Source organism: Pseudomonas sp. TE21394 (assembly GCF_054057835.1).
This window is the reverse complement of the sequence record NZ_JBSRZR010000001.1, coordinates 4453983-4470083: the sequence shown is the minus strand read 5'-3', so window position 1 is coordinate 4470083 and position 16101 is coordinate 4453983. Positions and strand designations below refer to the sequence as shown.

Below are 16101 nucleotides of genomic sequence, written 5' to 3'. Positions count from 1 at the left end.
TTCCTCAGCTGCCCCAGGAGTCACGCAGGGTGACAGTGCGGTTGAACACCGGGCGGCCCGGCTGGCTGTCTTTCAGGTCGGCGCAGAAGTAGCCCTCGCGCTCGAACTGGAAGCGGTCCTCGGGCTGGGCTTGGGCCAGCGACGGCTCGGCACGGCAGCCGTGCAGCACCTGCAGCGAATCCGGGTTGATGTTGTCCAGGAAGCTGCCGCCCTCCTCGGTCTTTTCCGGGTTCGGCGAGCGGAACAGGCGGTCGTACAGGCGCACTTCGCACTCGACGCTACCCTCGGCCGGTACCCAATGGATAACCCCCTTGACCTTGCGGCCTTCAGGGTTCTTGCCCAGGGTGTCCGGGTCGTAAGAGCAGCGCAGCTCGACGACGTTGCCGTCGGCATCCTTGATGGCCTCGTCGGCGCGGATCACGTAGCTGCCGCGCAGGCGCACTTCACCGGCCGGTTCCAGGCGCTTGTAGCCCTTCGGCGGCGCTTCCATGAAGTCGTCGCGGTCGATGTACAGCTCACGGGAGAACGGCAGCACGCGTACGCCCATGTCCTCCTTCGGGTGGCGCGGCAGCTCGAGCTGCTCGACCTGGCCTTCCGGGTAGTTGGTGATGACCACCTTCAGCGGGCGCAGCACGCACATGGCGCGAGGTGCCGTACGGTCCAGGTCGTCACGGATGCTGAACTCCAGCATCGACATGTCGACCACGCCGTCGGAACGGTTGGTGCCGATCATTTCGCAGAAGTTGCGGATCGAGGCCGGGGTGTAGCCACGGCGACGGAAGCCGGACAGGGTCGACATGCGCGGGTCGTCCCAGGCTTCGACGTGCTTTTCGTCGACCAGCTGCTTGAGCTTGCGCTTGGAGGTAATGGTGTAGTTCAGGTTCAGGCGGCTGAACTCGTACTGGCGCGGGTGGGCCGGCACCGGCAGGTTGTCGAGGAACCAGTCGTACAGCGGACGATGCCCTTCGAACTCCAGGGTGCAGATCGAGTGGGTGATGCCCTCGATGGCGTCCGACTGGCCGTGGGTAAAGTCGTAGTTGGGGTAGATGCACCACTTGTCACCGGTCTGGTGGTGGTGGGCATGGCGGATGCGGTACAGGATCGGGTCGCGCAGGTTCATGTTCGGCGACGCCATGTCGATCTTGGCCCGCAGCACGCGCTCGCCGTCCTTGAACTCACCGGCCTTCATGCGGGCGAACAGGTCAAGGTTCTCTTCTACGCTGCGCTCACGGAACGGGCTGTTCTTGCCGGGCTCCTTGAGGCTGCCACGGTATTCCTTGGCCTGCTCGGGGGTGAGGTCGCAGACATAGGCCTTGCCGCGCTTGATCAGCTCGACCGCCCAGTCGTGCAGCTGGTCGAAGTAGTCGGAGGCGTAGCGCACATCACCGGCCCAGTCGAAGCCCAGCCACTTGACATCGCTCTGGATGGCGTCGATGTACTCCTGGTCTTCCTTGGCCGGGTTGGTATCGTCGAAACGCAGGTGGCAGACGCCACCGAATTCCCTGGCCAGGCCGAAGTTCACGCAGATCGACTTGGCGTGGCCGATGTGCAGGTAACCGTTGGGCTCCGGCGGGAAACGGGTGACGATGCGGCTGTGCTTGCCCGAGTCCAGGTCGGCCTGGATGATCGGCCGCAGGAAGTTCGCAGGGACAGCGGGGGCGCCTTTGGCAGCGGCGTTGGGCGCGTTGTCGGCAGTGGGCTTGCTCATAGGATCCTTGAATGCACGTAGCCGGCCTGGGTAGGCCGATTGAATCAAAGGGCCTATCATAGCCGAAGCAGTCAAGCTGCTGACAGTCGGGCCCGGACAAACAGGCGTGATTTATCACGGCTTTTTGCCGCAGCCTGGCAAAATGGCCAGTGCGCGCCATGTGTCGCGACCGCCTGATCCTGCGTCAGGTGGTAACCCGCGCCCTGCGCACCCTAATTCCCGATTGCCTTGAAAGAGCGAGTTTCAGCATGTCCAAAGTCAAACTGAGCACCAACCACGGCGACATCGTCCTGCAACTGGACGCCGAAAAAGCGCCGCTGACTACCGAAAACTTCGTTCAGTACGTCAAGGATGGCCACTACGACGGCACCGTATTCCACCGCGTGATCAAGGGCTTCATGATCCAGGGCGGCGGCTTCGAGCCTGGCATGAGCCAGAAGAAAACCCGCGCCAGCATCCAGAACGAAGCCGACAACGGCCTGAAGAACAAGAAGTACAGCATTGCCATGGCCCGTACCATGGAGCCGCACTCCGCCTCGGCGCAGTTCTTCATCAACGCCGCCGACAACGACTTCCTCAACCACAGCGGCAAGAACGTGCAGGGCTGGGGCTACGCGGTGTTCGGCGAAGTGATCGAAGGCCGTGAGATCGTCGATGCCATCGAGAAGGTCGCGACCGGTTCCAAGGCCGGCCACCAGGACGTGCCGAAAGACGACGTAGTCATCGAGAAAGCCGAGATCATTGAGTGATCCTGCTGATCTCCGATCTGCACCTGCAAGAAGAACGCCCGGACATTACCCGGGCGTTTCTTGATTTGCTCGATGGCCGTGGCCGCCACGCGGAGGCCTTGTACATTCTCGGCGACTTCTTCGAAGCATGGATCGGCGACGATGCCATGACGCCGTTCCAGCAGTCAATCTGCCAGGCCTTGCGGCGCTTGAGCGACAGCGGTACGGCCATCTACCTGATGCATGGCAACCGTGATTTCCTGATTGGCCAGGCCTTCTGCGAAGCTGCGGGCAGCACGTTGCTGGCCGATCCCAGCGTGATCGAACTGGGCGGCGAACAGGTGTTGCTGATGCATGGCGACACCCTGTGCACCCGCGACCTCGGTTACATGAAGATGCGCCGCCTGCTGCGCAACCCGCTGAGCTTGTGGGTGCTGCGTCACCTGCCGCTGGCTGCGCGCTACAAGCTGGCGCGCAAGCTGCGCAACGAAAGCCGCTCGCAAACGCGAATGAAGGCCACCGAAATCGTCGACGTTACCCCGGAAGCAGTGCCGCAGGTGATGGCCGCGCAGGGTGTGCGCACGCTGGTGCATGGCCATACCCACCGGCCGGCGATCCACAAGCTGGTGGTCGATGGACAACCGGCGCGGCGTATCGTGCTGGGTGACTGGGACCGCCGGGGTTGGGTCTTGCAGGTTGATGAACAAGGCTTTCAGCTGGCGCCGTTCGAGTTTTCCTGACGCTGTAGCACTGGCACAAACTGGTTGCTTCGCGGATAAATCCGCTCGCAGGGACTGCACCGCTTGCTGTCATGGTGCAGTGCCTGGGAAGCGCCTCAAGGCTGACTGGCCAGCGCGCCCTTGTCTTCCTCACTGATCACATACTGCCGGTATTCAGGATCGGCCCGGATTTGTGCCTCGGTAAACGGTAATGGCAGCAGTTGCTTGGCCGCGAAGGCCTTGGTCTGGTCGCCGAAGTGCGCCGAACCGGCTTCGCTGGACTGAGAGAACGCCAGCAACCCGCGCGCCTCCGGCCCCTTGTCGGTAAAGCTGACCAGTTGCAGGTAGCTGGTACCACTGACCACCAGCCGCTTGCCCTGCCCGTGCGGCACGCTGTGGATCGCGTTGTACACGCCCAACCCTTGCGGGCCGCCCGGCACCGGCGTGCCATCGACTGCCTGTTGCACCTGGCCCCAGCGCACCTGCCCTGCCACACCACTCTCACTCACCTGCCTGAGCGAAGCCAGCGCCGCCTGGTGCAGACGCTTGCGTACCGCTGCCTGCTCGACCGCCAGGCCACGCGGGGTGTGCTGTGGGTCAGCCGGGTCGAAGGCCACTCGCCAGCTTTGCGGGTGCTCGGCCAGCGCCTCGAACAGGTTGTTGAAGTGTACCAGGCCAATGCCACTGTCGAGGTCGGCCTTGCCGTTCCAGGCCGCCAGGCTGCTGCATACGGCCTGCACGTCTGCGGCGGCGCCACGGCACCACTGCAGCAGGTCGGGCAGCACCAGGCTGGCCAGGTAGACCTCATCGTCGGTCACCATGCGTTGCAGATCATCGATACCCAACCGGGCCTTGCCCTGCAGGCGTTCTAGGGCAAAACGGCCACGCATGCCCAGCGGCTGGTCGCTACGGCTTATCAGCGGCGAATAGCCGGTCAGCGGCTGCGCCGGGTTGGTCATCCAGGCCGGGTCGTTGGAGTTCTGTACGAAATCGCTGCGCTGAAGGCTTGGCAGCAGGCGTGCCGGGAAGATACCCGGCTGTGCCGCCTGCGTATCCACCTTCCATGCGCACGCGCTGCGCGAACCATCCAGCACTACCAGGCGACCCTGGGCCTGCGGATTGCTGCAGGTGTCCAGCAACTGCTGGTCAACATAGGGCACCACCGACTGGTTCAGGTACAAGGCCTGGCCGTCCTGGTCCACCGCCAGCGTGTTGACCCAGGGAATACCCTGCAACTGGCCGATCGAACCCTGCAGCGTTGCCAGACTGTCGGCGCGGTTGATCTGGTACCACTGCTGCAATACCCGGGTGTTTTCCAGGTTGGCATCGCGCAAGCTATAGGCCGTGCGGCTGTCCCAGTCCAGGCGCCCCGGCCATTGCACCACCGGGCCGAAATGCGAGCTGTAGACCTGGCGATGTACCTGGCTCAGGCTGCCATCCTCGGCCTTGACTGCAACGCTGATGGTCTGCCGGACCAGCGGCAGCGATTTACCATCGAGCAGGTAGCGGGTCGGGTCCTTGGGATCGAGCTGCAGACGGTACAGGGTAAAGTGCTGCGACGTATCGACCGTGTGCGTCCAGGCCAGGTGCTGGTTGAAACCGATGTTGACCACGGGCAGTCCCGGCAATGCCGCCCCCATCACATCGAGCTTGCCGGGAATGGTCAGTTGCATCTGATAGAAGCGCATGCCCCCCCTCCACGGGAAGTGCGGGTTGGCCAGCAACAGGCCGCGACCATTGGCCGAACGCCGGGCGCCCAAGGCCACCGCATTGCTACCGCGCTCCAGGGCAAACCGCTCCTGCCGAGCCAGCGCCGCGGCATACCCGCTGGTGGCCTGCCGGTTGGCCAGACTTGGCGGTTGCGCGCCCGCCAGGGCTTCGACGAACTGCCCGACACCCCCTTCGGCCAACAGCCGGCGAGTCAGCTTGACCAGGTCTTCGCTACTGATCGGTCGCAGCCACTCGCCGTTGCCGCACTCGGCGGGCAACCCTTGGCCACGGCGCTCGGCCAGGGCCCGGTTGTAGCCACTGGCATAGCCCGCCAGCAGCGCCTGGACCGAGGCCGGTTGCGCCTGCAAGAACGCGTTGACTGCCGAGGGGCTGTTGAGCCAGGTGAAGAACAAGTCACTCGCCAGGTTGTCGCGCTGCTCCAAGGTCTTGCCGCTGGCGCCGAAATATCGGGACCGTTCGCCGCTTACGGTCAGCACCTCGTTGCCCAGCAGGCACAGGTTGTCCTGGGCATAGGCGTAGCCGATGCCATAGCCCAGGCCCCGCTCATCCTTGGCCACGATATGCGGCACCCCGTAGCTGGTGCGACGAATCTGCGCGCTGGCATCGCCTGCGGCGGGCTGCGCCGGTACACCTGCGCTGAACACCACCAGGGCGGCGGCCAGACCAGCGCAAGTCATGGGACGGAAAAGTGGAAACACAGGTATTCCTCGATTTCGGGGCTCATCCCGATCAGACGAATACCTGAATGAAAATTTTACGGACCACCCGCTGATGAAACGTCTTGAACAGAAACCGGCATTTTTTTCACTGAAGGGCTGCAGTTTTTCCCTTCTCATTCGTCTTAGTCAGTGAGGCACCCACTATTTCGGGTTCGTCGACGAAAAGGAGCATTCACATGTACAACCCGCAATCCTCGATCCAGGCCGGGCACGCCCCGGGCAAAGCGCCCCAGGAACAGGACGCACTGGCCGACGAACGCACCGGCAACGAACAGATCCGCGAGTTGTTGCGCACCTTCGGCCTGCGCACCAGCCTGATCCGCCTCAAGGTGATCGACGCCCTGCATGTCGCCCAGCGCAGCGGCCGCAGCATCGGTGTGCGCGGTGTGCACGCCCAACTGGAACAGCTGGATATTCCGCTGTCGTTCCTCAGCGTGCGCGAAGTGCTCAAGCGGCTGTGCGCCGAGGGCGTCATCCAGTTGGGCAGCGACAAGTGCTACAGCCTCAACCCGCAGGCACGCGCCGTACTGGAGCAAACGCAGTCAAGCTGAACGTACGGCCGGCCACAGCTGGCCGGCCCGCACAGGTCAGGGCTTGACCTTGCGCCGCAAGATGCCGTTGATCACCACGACCACCACAGCGATGGCAATCGCCAGTATCTGGAAGGTCTGTTCACTGATCGTACCCTGCTTCTGCAGGTGCGACAGGCCCAGCATCAGGCCCAGTACAACCAGGATGATCAGAAGGGAATATTTGAGGCGCTGCACATGTGTCATCGAAGGTTCCTTGCAACATCTGGGGCAAATGGCTCGCGACGAGCCGCGGTAATGATACAACGGCCACCGGCCACCGCGCTGCATTTCCTGCTGGGTGCGGCGGCGCTTGCCTGCAAGCATGGCGCTCCCAAGCACCCACCGCCGGAGGCACCATGTACAAACCCCTGCTGTTCGCATCCCTGCTTCTCACGCCCTTTTCCCTTCATGCATTGAACACCCGCCAGGTTTCGACCGAGCAACTGTTCGAACTGGGACGCGACCTGGCGGCCCAGGCCGGCGCCAGCCAGTGGCAACAACTATGGCAACGCGTGCGCCAGGCTGGCTACCTGCAGGAAAACCGGGCATCGGTACATTTCAGCGTAGCGCCGGCACTGCTGCCCGAGCTGGCCCGGCAAACCTTGGCCCAAGCTGACCAGGTACAAGCGCAGCAACAAACCCTGGCGTTGTACCGACGAAACTTCGCCGACCAGGTCATAGGCCAGCGCAACGGCCAGCCGCTGCATGCGCTGTGCCTGCTGGTCGATTGGCGCACGTTGCCACAGAACATGCTCCATGCTCCCGAGGCCTATCTGCGCGGCGCCAGCCTGCTCAGCAGCTATCCGTGCGATTGAGGGTCACCAGACCCAGCAGGCCGATCCAGAAGCTACTCGATGGGAAACCACGCACCACGGTCAATTGTTGAAGCCATGTCCTACAGCGCCGGATATCGCTGCCTGCAAAACCTGTTCTCCGAGGCTACAAGGCCCAACCCCTATGCCGCCTAGCGACCTGCTTTGCCCGTCGCAGAGAATTCAGTCACACCGTCGACATAACGCCGCTGGTGATCGGGTAGTAATCCCATCCATCCCCAAGGAGCGCCACATGGAATTGCCAGACTTGAGCCACATCGATATCAGCCAACTGCCCCATTCGTTGCAGGCCCTGATCGACTGCATCGGTATCGACAACGCCTACCAGCTCACTTGTGCCTACGGCGGCAGGCCGAAGTACATCCCCAAGCACCGCGAGCGCACCAAACTCGCCGATGTGCTGCCGGCAGATGCACTTGATGCGCTGATCAAGCGCTTTGCCGGGGTCGCCCTGGAGATTCCCAAGGCTGACCACTTCCTGCGCCAGTTGCGCAACCAGCAAATCCAGAAAGAAAGCGCCAGCGGCTTGTCACGCAGCCTGCTGGCCAACAAATACGGCCTCAGCCTGCGCCAGATCGGCAACATTCGTCGCCAGGAAGCGTGCGTGCGCTGAGCCCCACCCACCGTGGCCGGTCGCTAACGATCGCTTGTCACACCCAACCAGAGAGAGAGACCAGTCATGATAGATAACAGCCTCATCGGATCCGTCATCAACTCCTTGCCGATGGATCGCATGATTGCCGGCCCGCTGCAAGCGATGGTCCAGGCCCAGGTCACCGCGAGCAAGTCGTACGCCGACTTCCTGATGCAAGTCTGCATCCAGGACGGCAAGGCGGTCGCCATCCAGTTCGACTACGACGAAACCATCGTCGACGAACAGGGCGAATACAAGGGCGTGGTCAGCAAGACCATGAAAGTGCCGCTGCTGGCGGCCATCACCCACCCGAACATTGCCATCGAAGAAGGCAAAGTCGAATTCGAACTGACCATCCAGCAGTCGGCCGAAGACACATCCAGCAGCGATAGGAGCGGCGAAATGGCCGCCTCGCTGGGCTGGGGGCCGTTCAAACTGAGCATGAAGGGCAGCATCAGCCACAAGTCCACGCAAACCCGCAAGACCGATACCCGCGCCCGCTATGCCTTCAACACCACCATCAAGCGCCAGGATCCGCCAGAGGCGCTGATGCGGGTGATCGACTTCCTGACCGACGCCGCCACCAAACCGACCGTCGTCCAGTCAGCAACGCTGGAAAGCCCCGAGGCGATCTCCAGGGCCGACACGCTGAGTAGCAGCGGCGCCAGCGTCGGAGCAGGTGCAGGAGCTGGCGCCCCGACTCCTTGAGCCACGCAAACCCGCCCCCCCACCCGCGTGGTGGGGGAACCACCCGCCCAAAGGAGCCAAGTGAGTGAGCAAAGTTCCCGCCCCGATGACCTCCATCGACCTGCGTGAAATTACCCGCGGCCTGCAAGAAGCCGCCAGCGCTACCAATAGTCTTATCGCGCAGCAGTACATCAACTTGTTCGATCAGTTCTTCGATTGCGACACCGAAACCTTGGGTGCGCCCATGAAAGCCAAGATGGTCGAGGTAGCCATGGACAGCCAGCACATCATGCGCGTGCCGCTGTTCGCGCTGGTCTCACCCAAAGGCCTGGCGCTGGAACGTATGCAGGTCGACCTGTCGGTGCGGGTCAAGGGCACCGAAGCGCAACAGGCACTGCTGACCGCTGGCGAAAACAATGCGGCGAGCTTCAAGGTCACGATCGGCGGCCAGAGCCGTCAAGGTGAAAGCCGTGACCCCGACGAAGTACAGATCCGCATGCAGTTCCAGGCCAGCGAACCACCTGAAGCCCTCAGCCGGCTGATCGAGCAGTACACCAACCTGATTATTCCGGTACGCGCTCCCAGTCCGCCACCCTCGCCCGATAGCAACGAGTTCATCGAGGCGGCCACCGTCCGTTGACGGCCGCCCTTGCGCGGCTCAGAAGTCGCGCTTGTAGAAGATGTCCAGGGAGCTGGCCAGCCCACTGGCAGCTTCGAGGTAGACCTTCTTGCTCAGCTTGTAGCGCAACGCAATGGTGTTGGCAGGCTCGAACACACCTACCCCGTAGCGCAGGCTCAGTTTCTCGGTAAGGTTGCCGCTGGCGACCACGCTGGTGGTGGTGCCGGAACCTTCGGTGTCCAGCTGGAAATCATCGATCCCCAAACTCGAAGCCAGGCTGCCGGTGATGCCGGCGCTACCCGCCAGGCCCAGGCCCAGAGCGGCCTCGGCAAGCATGTTGCTGTCTTCGCCGGAAGCACCCAGTGGCCGTCCCAGCACCAGATATGACAATGCCTGTTCCTGGCTCATGGCCGGTTCCGAGAACACCTTGGTCGTGGGTTGCTCGGCATTGCCGGTCAGGCGGATACCGGCAATCACGTCATCAACCTTGCGGATCGCTTCGATGTCCAGGTACGGCTGGTCGATCGGCCCGGCAAACAGTAGCCGCGCCCGGCGAATGGTCAGGCGCTGGCCGTAGGCACGGTAGCGCCCGTCGGCCAGGCTCAGCTCACCACGGGTATCGAGATTGTCGCCGATGTGCACATGGCCGAGCAGGTTGGCCGTCAGACCAAAGCCACTGAATGACAGCTTGTCTTGACCCACCTCGACGTCGATGTCCATGGCCATCGCCATGGGAGGAGTGCCCTCTTCGGTCTGGTGGCCGACGATCACCGTGTCCTCCGAAACTTTAACGGTGGACGGTGGCAGTTCACGCACGGTGATGGTGCCTTTGGGCACTTGCACCTTGCCGGTGACTGCCAGCTTGTCATCGACCAGGCGCAAGGTCAGGTCAGGGGCGACCTCCAGCGTTGCATAGGGCTCGACGGTAACGGGCAGTTGCTGGCCTTGCAGGCGCAAGTCCATGCCCAATGCCTGGCCCCAGGTGAGGTTGCCGCGCAACTGTCCCCGCCCCGCCTCGCCACTGCGCCAGTCACCCACAAGCTGTACCTGCTCACCGGCAATCAACGCCTGCAACGACAGGCCTTCGAGGCTGACCGGCAGTTCGGCGCCACTGACCTCGCCGCCGCTGAGCATCAGGTTGCCGTTGACCTGCGGCGCCAGCAGGGTACCCGATAGCCGTCCAGTGCCATTGAGTTGCCCGGCCAGGCGCTCGACCATCGGCACGAACGGGCGCACCACTGATACGTCGAGACCGGCCAGGCGGAAATCACCTGACAACGGCTTGTTCTTGCCCAGCGGGTCGAGGCGGGTATTGACGTTCAGCTCACCCAGGCGCTGGCCGCGAAACACCAGGCGGGTATCGATGCGCCGCGGCGCCAGTGCGCTGTCCAGGCGCAGGGCCTGGTAGGGGAAATCGACCCAGCGTTCCTGGTCACGCACTCGCAGGGTACCGCCACTGGCGTCGACGACGATGCTGCCCTTGGGACCGCTGGCGGGAATGTCCAGATTGATGTCGGCATTGAGCAGGCCCTGCCAGGCGAAGTCTTTCGGCAACCATTGGGCCAGGCTGTCCAGCGGGAACTGCTTGAGGTGGTAGCGCAAGCGCGGATCCGGGGCCAGGCGCTGGTCCTCGCCACACAGGCTGGCCTGACCGGAGCGCCAGCAATGGGCACCGAAATCCAGCTGGCCGCTGGCCAGCCGCTGCAGGCGGGCCGGTGTCTGCAACTGCCAGTCCTGGCCACCGGCCTGGATTCGTCCGCTGGCCAGGCGCCCACGCCAGTCCCCCTTGCTCAGCTGGCCATCCAGGCCCAGGTCGAGTTTGAGTTGCGGGCCGTCCAGCGCCAAGGCCAGGGCTTGATGGCGGATATCGCCCTTGCCGTTGGCCTGCAGGTCACCCAATGCCGTGTCACCCAGGTGGATGCCGCTGGCCTTGAGCACGACGACGCCGTGCTGGGCGTTATCCAGGCGGGCATCCAGGCCCAGCTGCTGCAGGCGGTTTTCAGCCAGGGCCAGGCGTTGGCCTTGCACGGCCAGAGTACCTTGCGGGGCTTGCAAGGTACCAGCGACGTCCAGCCGGCCCTTGACCTGGCCCTGCAGCCTTGGCCACAACTGGCCCAGCCGCGGCAGGTCGAGGTCGATCCGCCCGGCCAGGCGTTGTTGCAGGCTGCCACTGCCATTGATTCGGTTGTCCCCCAGCTGGATGGCCAACGCGCCCAGCGTCCAACGCTCCCCTGCCCCCTGGGCGTCGACCTTGAGCACTGCCGGCTGGCCGCGCAGACGGCCTTTCAGGTCAAGCTGGGCCTCCAGGCTCAGCGCATCACCTTTGAGCTCGCCCTTGCTGCGCAGCGGCCCGGCCAAGGTGCCTGGCAGCTCGGCCAGCCAATAGGCCGGGTCGAGCGCCGAAAGCTGCAAGGCAACGTCCCATGCCAGGTGTTCGGCAAAACCCACGGCAACACTGCCTTCAGCCTTGCCTTGCCCGGCACTCAACGCCAGCTGCGGCAGCTTGACCTGGCTCAGGTCCCCCTGGAACGGGCTGGCCAGGTTGAACGGCCCGGCGGGGCCATCCAGGTCGCCGTCGAAGGTGCCCTGGTAATTGCCATCGCGGTAATGCACCTGCGCGATGAAGCGCTTGAGCGTGACCTGGGGCGGCGTCTCCAGCGGATACAGACGCAGCCACGGAAATTCCTGCCAGTCCACCTGGGCATCGGCGACCAGGCCTTGCTGCCAGTCAGCCGTGGCTTGCAGCTTGACGCGCTGGGTGTCGCTGGCGCTCAGGTCCAGGGCATCCAGCCTGGCCCCTTTACTGTCGACCAACCCAGACAACAGCAGGGCCACTGGCGACTGTTCGGCAGGCAGGCTGGCAGAGCCCGACAGCTGATAGCCGCTGAGCAAGTTGCCCTTGGCATCGAGCTTGAGCTGGTTGAACTGCAGGGTGTCGTGTAGCGAAGCGGCCGGTTTGAATGCCTCGGAGCGGACCTGCAAGGCTGCCGGCAGATGCTCGGCCAGCGCCTGCAACTGCCCGCTCAGCGTAGCGTCGAGGTAGCCGCTGCTGGTCCCGGCAAGCTTCAAGGTATTCTGCAGTTCGCCGCTGGCGGTCAGCGCCACCTGCCAAGGTTTGCCGTCGACAGCGGGCAGTTGCAGCTGTGCCTGCAATTGTACCGGCCAGTCACCTTCGGGCTGCAGGTCGCCCTGCAGGTTCAACTGCAGGTCATCACGCCGCAGCTGCAGGCTGTCAATACGCATCCCGCTGCGTGTCCAGTGTGCAGCCAGGTGCAGGTTACCCAGCAGATCACTGCCGTCCAGGCGCAACTGGCCAACCTTGACTTCACCCAACTCGACCGCCAACGGCAAACGCAGGGCCGGCAATTGCAGCGGGCCGCTTTCGCTCGGCTCGGCCCCTGGGGCGAAGGCCATGTCGATGCGCTGCGCCTGCAACTGGTCGATGCACAAAGTGCCGCGCAGCAAGCAGGCAGGCGACCAGGCCAGCAGCGGTGCCTGCAGCTCTACCCTGCTGCCACCATCGTCCCAGACCAGCCGGCTGGCTTGCCAGCTAGCGCCCAGGCGGCCCTGGAAATCCGCCACCTCAAGCCCGGGCACCTGGCCCAGCGTCCAGCGGCTGCCCGCCTCGGTCCCCAGCATGAGGCCCACGACCACACCCAGGCTCGCAATGCTCCCGAGCAGGCCTGCCAGGAGATACTTGATCACGCGTTTCACAGCTCAGGCCCCATGGAAAAGTGCAGGCGAATGCCCCCTTCGTCATCCAGCGCCCTGGCCAGGTCCAGGCGCAACGGCCCGACCGGCGATACCCAGCGCACACCGAAACCGACGCCGGTCTTCAGGCTCGGCAGTTCAAGGTCGTTGAACGAGTTGCCTTGGTCGACGAAGGTAGCCAGTCGCCACTTCTCGGTCAGCGAATATTGGTACTCGACACTGCCTGCTACCAGATAGCGCCCGCCAATGCGGTCACCATCGCTGTTTTTCGGCGACAGGGTCTGGTAGTCGTAGCCGCGCACGCTCTGATCGCCACCGGCGAAGAAGCGCAATGAGGGTGGAATGTTGTTCTTGAAGCCATTGGTCGCACTGCCTCCGAACTGCACCCGGCCGAGCAGCCTGTGGTTGTGGCCCAGGGTGGTCAGGCCCTTGAGCAGCACGTTGCCATGCAACAGGTTGGTGTCCGAAACCAGCCCTTCCTTGGCGGCCTGCACATCGAACTGCAGGCGGTAGCCGTTATGCGGATCGATGCGGTTGTCGCTGCGCAGGAACGAGAAGCTCACCCCCGGCATCAGCAGGTTGCTCAAGCCGGAATCGTCGCCCAGGCGATACTCTTCCCGCTGGTACTTGAGCGAAACCACCCGCTGCCAGCCACTGGGCAACTTGCTGTGCCACTCAGGGCCGACCGTCAGCAGCTTGCTGAGCGTGTCGGTGCCGGCGATTTCCTCGTTCTGGTAGCCACCGGCAAAGCGCAGCTTGTCGGTGAGCGGCGGGTCGAGCGGTATGTCGTACCACAGGCCAACGTTCTGCCGCGGAGCCGACAGTTCGGTTTCCCAACCATAGCTATGGCCCTGGGGGTTGACCCAGTGGCGGGTCCAGTTGGCCTTGCCGCGGGGGCCGACGTCGGTCGAAAAGCCCAGACCCAGGCCGAGTGTGCGCGGCTTGCGCGTTTGCAGGTGGACATCCACCGGGACCTCTTCGCCGACAGCGGCGGTAGGCGCCGCATCCACGCGCACGCCTTCGAAGTAGCCGCTCGATTGCAAGTCATTGTTCAGTTCGGCCACCAGTTCGGAGTCGTAGGGTGTACCTGGCTTGAACGAAACCATGCGCTGCAGCAGGTCGTCGTCCAACGGGGTGTCACCACCGAAGGTCACGGCGCCCAGCCGATAGCGCGGGCCGCTCTGGTACACCAGTTCGATATCGGCTACGCCAGCCTGGGGGTCAACCGCCAGGCGCTGGCGGCTGAAACGCCCACTGAAGAAGCCATAGCGTGACGCCTGGTTCTGGATCAGCCGCTTGGCATCTTCGTAGTGGCCATGGTTGAGCTGCTCACCGGCACGCAGCGCCTTGCTGTCGGGCAGGCGAAAAGCCGTCAGCTCGCTGGCGGGCCCTTCGATGCGCACGGTGACGTTGCGCAGGCGAATCGGCTCGCCCGGGTCGATGGTGATGATCAGTTGCGGGGAACGGTCAGCCGCGCTGGCAGGCTTGACCTCGGTGTCGATCTGCGCCTGGTAGTAGCCAAGTGCCTGCGCGGCTTTGCGCGCCTGCTCCTCGGCGCCGCGACTGAAGCGCAGCAACGCTTCTTCATCACGGTCGCCAAGGGTACCGATATAGCCTTCGACATTGGCCTTGAGCGCCTTGTTGGCTGGTTCAACCTTCACCAGCAGCTCGCTCTGGCCCCATGCTGCGAAACTGGCAGCCCAGATAACCAGGCCCCAGGTAAATCTTCCTGAATACGTCATGCGGCGCATGCTACCAGAGCCGCGCGCTCAAGTGAGCCGCTGCGCTGCCCGCCTAGGCAAAAGCGGAATCGGAAGAGACCGGGTTGGGATGAAAGAACACCCTCTCTCGGATTGGTCCTACAGCGACCTCGCCAATTTCTTCGTAACCCAGACGCTGGTAAAACGCCAGGTAGTGCTCGTTGCCGGTGTCCAGTACCACTCCTTGGGTATTCGCGTCCGCTGCGCACCAGTCGTGCACAGCTTGCAACAATTGTTCGCCGTACTGCTTGCCCTGAAACTGCGGATGCACGCCGAGCAACGGCAGCACATGAACCTTGTCGGTGGGCAGGCAACTGGCAAGCGCAGCCTGGTAGTCCATGTAGCGACGCGTACAGCGCAGGCCGGTGCCCAGCATCATGCGCAGGCGCCAGGCCCAGCTATCGGCCACGCCCAGCCGGCGCAGCGGTGGCACGATCAGGGCCAGGGCGATCAGGCGGTCGTCCAGCAGCAGGCCGATGGCGGGCAATTGCAGGTAGAAATGCTGGCGAACCCATTCGCGCACCATCACCCGCAAACGCCGCTCATACCCCGGGCGCTGGGCCTCGAAGATATAGGCACAGGTCGGTTCGTGGCGGTAGGCGTTGTACAGCAGCGAACGCGTCTCGCGGCTGTAGCCGTCATCGAGCAGGCAGACACGGGCCGGAGCGGCGGTGGTTTCGGGCATTGCGGACAGACCTCCTGGAATGGGCATACAGTGCCTTGGAGGTGCCTCAGCGTACATCGTTCACCCCCCTGCAAAGCACGTTAGCAGCAGCCTCGCGAAGCCGCCATGCTGGTGGTGATGGGCGATGTCGGCTAGCATCGCGCCTTTTACCAGGATTGTCTTTCCATGAAGATCGTCTGTTTCAACATCAATGGCCTGCGGGCCCGCCCGCACCAGCTGGCGGCGCTGATCGAAAAGCACCAGCCGGACGTGATCGGCCTGCAGGAAACCAAGGTCAGCGACGATCAGTTCCCAGCGGCCGATGTGCAGGCACTGGGTTACCACGTGCACTACCACGGCCAGAAAGGCCACTATGGCGTGGCCCTGCTCTCGCGGCAGGCACCGCTGAGCCTGCACAAGGGCTTTGCCAGCGATGAAGAAGATGCCCAGCGCCGCTTCATCTGGGGCACCTTCGCCGACGCCGACGGCACCCCGGTCACCATCATGAACGGCTACTTCCCGCAAGGCGAGAGCCGCGACCACCCCACCAAGTTTCCGGCCAAGCAGCGCTTCTACAGCGACCTGCAGGCGCTGCTCGAAGGCCAGTTCCGCAACGACCAGCCACTTCTGGTGATGGGCGACATGAATATCTCGCCGCAGGACTGCGACATCGGCATCGGCCCGGACAATGCCAAGCGCTGGCTGAAGACTGGCAAATGCAGTTTCCTGCCGGAAGAGCGCGAGTGGCTGGAGCGTTTGAAAGGCTGGGGCCTGGTTGACAGTTTCCGTCACCTGCACCCGGACGTTACCGACCGTTTCAGCTGGTTCGACTACCGCAGCCGTGGCTTCGAAGACGAGCCCAAGCGTGGCCTGCGCATCGATCTGATCATGGCGTCACAGCACCTGGTGCCACGCATCAAGGCGGCAGGAGTGGACTACGAGCTACGCGGGATGGATAAACCGTCGGACCACGCGCCGATCTGGTTGGAGCTGAGCTGATCGCACTGCCCGGGCGG

At 63.6% G+C, this 16101-nt stretch carries 14 protein-coding genes; 8 read left to right on the top strand and 6 right to left on the bottom strand.

Features of this window, described 5'->3' with window-relative positions:
* Positions 1-4 precede the first annotated feature (4 nt).
* The gene (locus tag ACVWZT_RS20585; protein WP_457471072.1) at positions 5-1708 is read right to left on the bottom strand and encodes a glutamine--tRNA ligase/YqeY domain fusion protein; all 1704 of its coding nucleotides are present in this window, start codon (positions 1706-1708) and stop codon (positions 5-7) included.
* 248 nt (positions 1709-1956) lie between these two features.
* On the opposite strand from ACVWZT_RS20585, the gene ACVWZT_RS20580 reads away from it, so the two are divergent.
* Both ACVWZT_RS20580 and ACVWZT_RS20575 read left to right on the top strand, forming a co-directional pair.
* On the top strand, positions 1957-2457 hold the full coding sequence (locus ACVWZT_RS20580) for a peptidylprolyl isomerase (RefSeq protein ID WP_296232857.1): 501 nt from the start codon (positions 1957-1959) through the stop codon (positions 2455-2457).
* On the top strand, positions 2454-3176 hold the full coding sequence (locus ACVWZT_RS20575) for a UDP-2,3-diacylglucosamine diphosphatase (RefSeq protein ID WP_457471071.1): 723 nt from the start codon (positions 2454-2456) through the stop codon (positions 3174-3176). Before ACVWZT_RS20580 ends, ACVWZT_RS20575 begins: the two co-directional genes overlap by 4 nt.
* A 95-nt stretch (positions 3177-3271) precedes the next feature.
* Here ACVWZT_RS20575 and pvdQ read toward each other — a convergent pair whose 3' ends face one another.
* Positions 3272-5584 carry a bifunctional acylase PvdQ gene (gene pvdQ, locus ACVWZT_RS20570; RefSeq protein WP_457471070.1) on the bottom strand — a complete coding sequence of 771 codons (2313 nt, stop codon included), beginning with the start codon at positions 5582-5584 and terminating at the stop codon, positions 3272-3274.
* Between the two features lie 197 nt (positions 5585-5781).
* Between pvdQ and ACVWZT_RS20565 the strand changes: the two genes are divergently transcribed.
* The gene (locus ACVWZT_RS20565; RefSeq protein ID WP_457471068.1) at positions 5782-6156 is read left to right on the top strand and encodes a fe2+ zn2+ uptake regulation protein; all 375 of its coding nucleotides are present in this window, start codon (positions 5782-5784) and stop codon (positions 6154-6156) included.
* A 36-nt stretch (positions 6157-6192) separates the two neighbouring features.
* On the opposite strand, the gene ACVWZT_RS20560 is transcribed toward ACVWZT_RS20565, so the two are convergent.
* Positions 6193-6381: a hypothetical protein gene (locus ACVWZT_RS20560; protein ID WP_133324186.1), complete on the bottom strand. Its 189-nt coding sequence runs from the start codon at positions 6379-6381 to the stop codon at positions 6193-6195.
* A 152-nt stretch (positions 6382-6533) separates the two neighbouring features.
* On the opposite strand from ACVWZT_RS20560, the gene ACVWZT_RS20555 reads away from it, so the two are divergent.
* The 4 genes from ACVWZT_RS20555 to ACVWZT_RS20540 all read left to right on the top strand — a co-directional run bounded on the left by ACVWZT_RS20555 (position 6534) and on the right by ACVWZT_RS20540 (position 8971).
* Positions 6534-6992, top strand: coding sequence for a hypothetical protein (locus tag ACVWZT_RS20555; RefSeq protein ID WP_457471066.1), 459 nt, complete (start codon positions 6534-6536; stop codon positions 6990-6992).
* A 250-nt stretch (positions 6993-7242) separates the two neighbouring features.
* Positions 7243-7623 carry a Mor transcription activator family protein gene (locus tag ACVWZT_RS20550; protein ID WP_170029688.1) on the top strand — a complete coding sequence of 127 codons (381 nt, stop codon included), beginning with the start codon at positions 7243-7245 and terminating at the stop codon, positions 7621-7623.
* A 66-nt stretch (positions 7624-7689) separates the two neighbouring features.
* Positions 7690-8352: a DUF2589 domain-containing protein gene (locus ACVWZT_RS20545; protein WP_457471064.1), complete on the top strand. Its 663-nt coding sequence runs from the start codon at positions 7690-7692 to the stop codon at positions 8350-8352.
* Positions 8353-8416: 64 nt separating this feature from the next.
* Complete coding sequence (locus tag ACVWZT_RS20540; RefSeq protein ID WP_457471062.1) at positions 8417-8971, top strand: DUF2589 domain-containing protein; 555 nt, start codon at positions 8417-8419, stop codon at positions 8969-8971.
* Positions 8972-8989: 18 nt separating this feature from the next.
* On the opposite strand, the gene ACVWZT_RS20535 is transcribed toward ACVWZT_RS20540, so the two are convergent.
* The 3 genes from ACVWZT_RS20535 to ACVWZT_RS20525 are packed head-to-tail and all read right to left on the bottom strand — an operon-like array spanning position 8990 to position 15106.
* Entirely contained in the window at positions 8990-12664 is a 3675-nt protein-coding gene (locus ACVWZT_RS20535; RefSeq protein ID WP_457471061.1) for a translocation/assembly module TamB domain-containing protein, read from the bottom strand.
* On the bottom strand, positions 12661-14403 hold the full coding sequence (locus ACVWZT_RS20530; protein ID WP_296232875.1) for an autotransporter assembly complex protein TamA: 1743 nt from the start codon (positions 14401-14403) through the stop codon (positions 12661-12663). Before ACVWZT_RS20530 ends, ACVWZT_RS20535 begins: the two co-directional genes overlap by 4 nt.
* 52 nt (positions 14404-14455) lie before the next feature.
* A complete protein-coding gene (locus tag ACVWZT_RS20525; RefSeq protein WP_296232876.1) occupies positions 14456-15106 on the bottom strand; it encodes a GNAT family N-acetyltransferase in 651 nt (216 codons plus the stop codon).
* A gap of 165 nt (positions 15107-15271) precedes the next feature.
* Between ACVWZT_RS20525 and xthA the strand changes: the two genes are divergently transcribed.
* A complete protein-coding gene (gene xthA, locus ACVWZT_RS20520; protein ID WP_296232878.1) occupies positions 15272-16084 on the top strand; it encodes an exodeoxyribonuclease III in 813 nt (270 codons plus the stop codon).
* Positions 16085-16101 lie beyond the last annotated feature (17 nt).

What these genes read in the sequence shown, in the direction of transcription:
- ACVWZT_RS20550 (WP_170029688.1), top strand. Translation starts at nt 7,243, where the DNA reads ATGGAATTGCCAGACTTGAGCCACATCGATATCAGCCAACTGCCCCAT.
- ACVWZT_RS20580 (WP_296232857.1), top strand. Translation starts at nt 1,957, where the DNA reads ATGTCCAAAGTCAAACTGAGCACCAACCACGGCGACATCGTCCTGCAA.
- ACVWZT_RS20530 (WP_296232875.1), bottom strand. Translation starts at nt 14,403, where the DNA reads ATGACGTATTCAGGAAGATTTACCTGGGGCCTGGTTATCTGGGCTGCC.
- ACVWZT_RS20555 (WP_457471066.1), top strand. Translation starts at nt 6,534, where the DNA reads ATGTACAAACCCCTGCTGTTCGCATCCCTGCTTCTCACGCCCTTTTCC.
- ACVWZT_RS20585 (WP_457471072.1), bottom strand. Translation starts at nt 1,708, where the DNA reads ATGAGCAAGCCCACTGCCGACAACGCGCCCAACGCCGCTGCCAAAGGC.
- xthA (WP_296232878.1), top strand. Translation starts at nt 15,272, where the DNA reads ATGAAGATCGTCTGTTTCAACATCAATGGCCTGCGGGCCCGCCCGCAC.
- ACVWZT_RS20525 (WP_296232876.1), bottom strand. Translation starts at nt 15,106, where the DNA reads ATGCCCGAAACCACCGCCGCTCCGGCCCGTGTCTGCCTGCTCGATGAC.
- ACVWZT_RS20565 (WP_457471068.1), top strand. Translation starts at nt 5,782, where the DNA reads ATGTACAACCCGCAATCCTCGATCCAGGCCGGGCACGCCCCGGGCAAA.
- ACVWZT_RS20560 (WP_133324186.1), bottom strand. Translation starts at nt 6,381, where the DNA reads ATGACACATGTGCAGCGCCTCAAATATTCCCTTCTGATCATCCTGGTT.
- ACVWZT_RS20545 (WP_457471064.1), top strand. Translation starts at nt 7,690, where the DNA reads ATGATAGATAACAGCCTCATCGGATCCGTCATCAACTCCTTGCCGATG.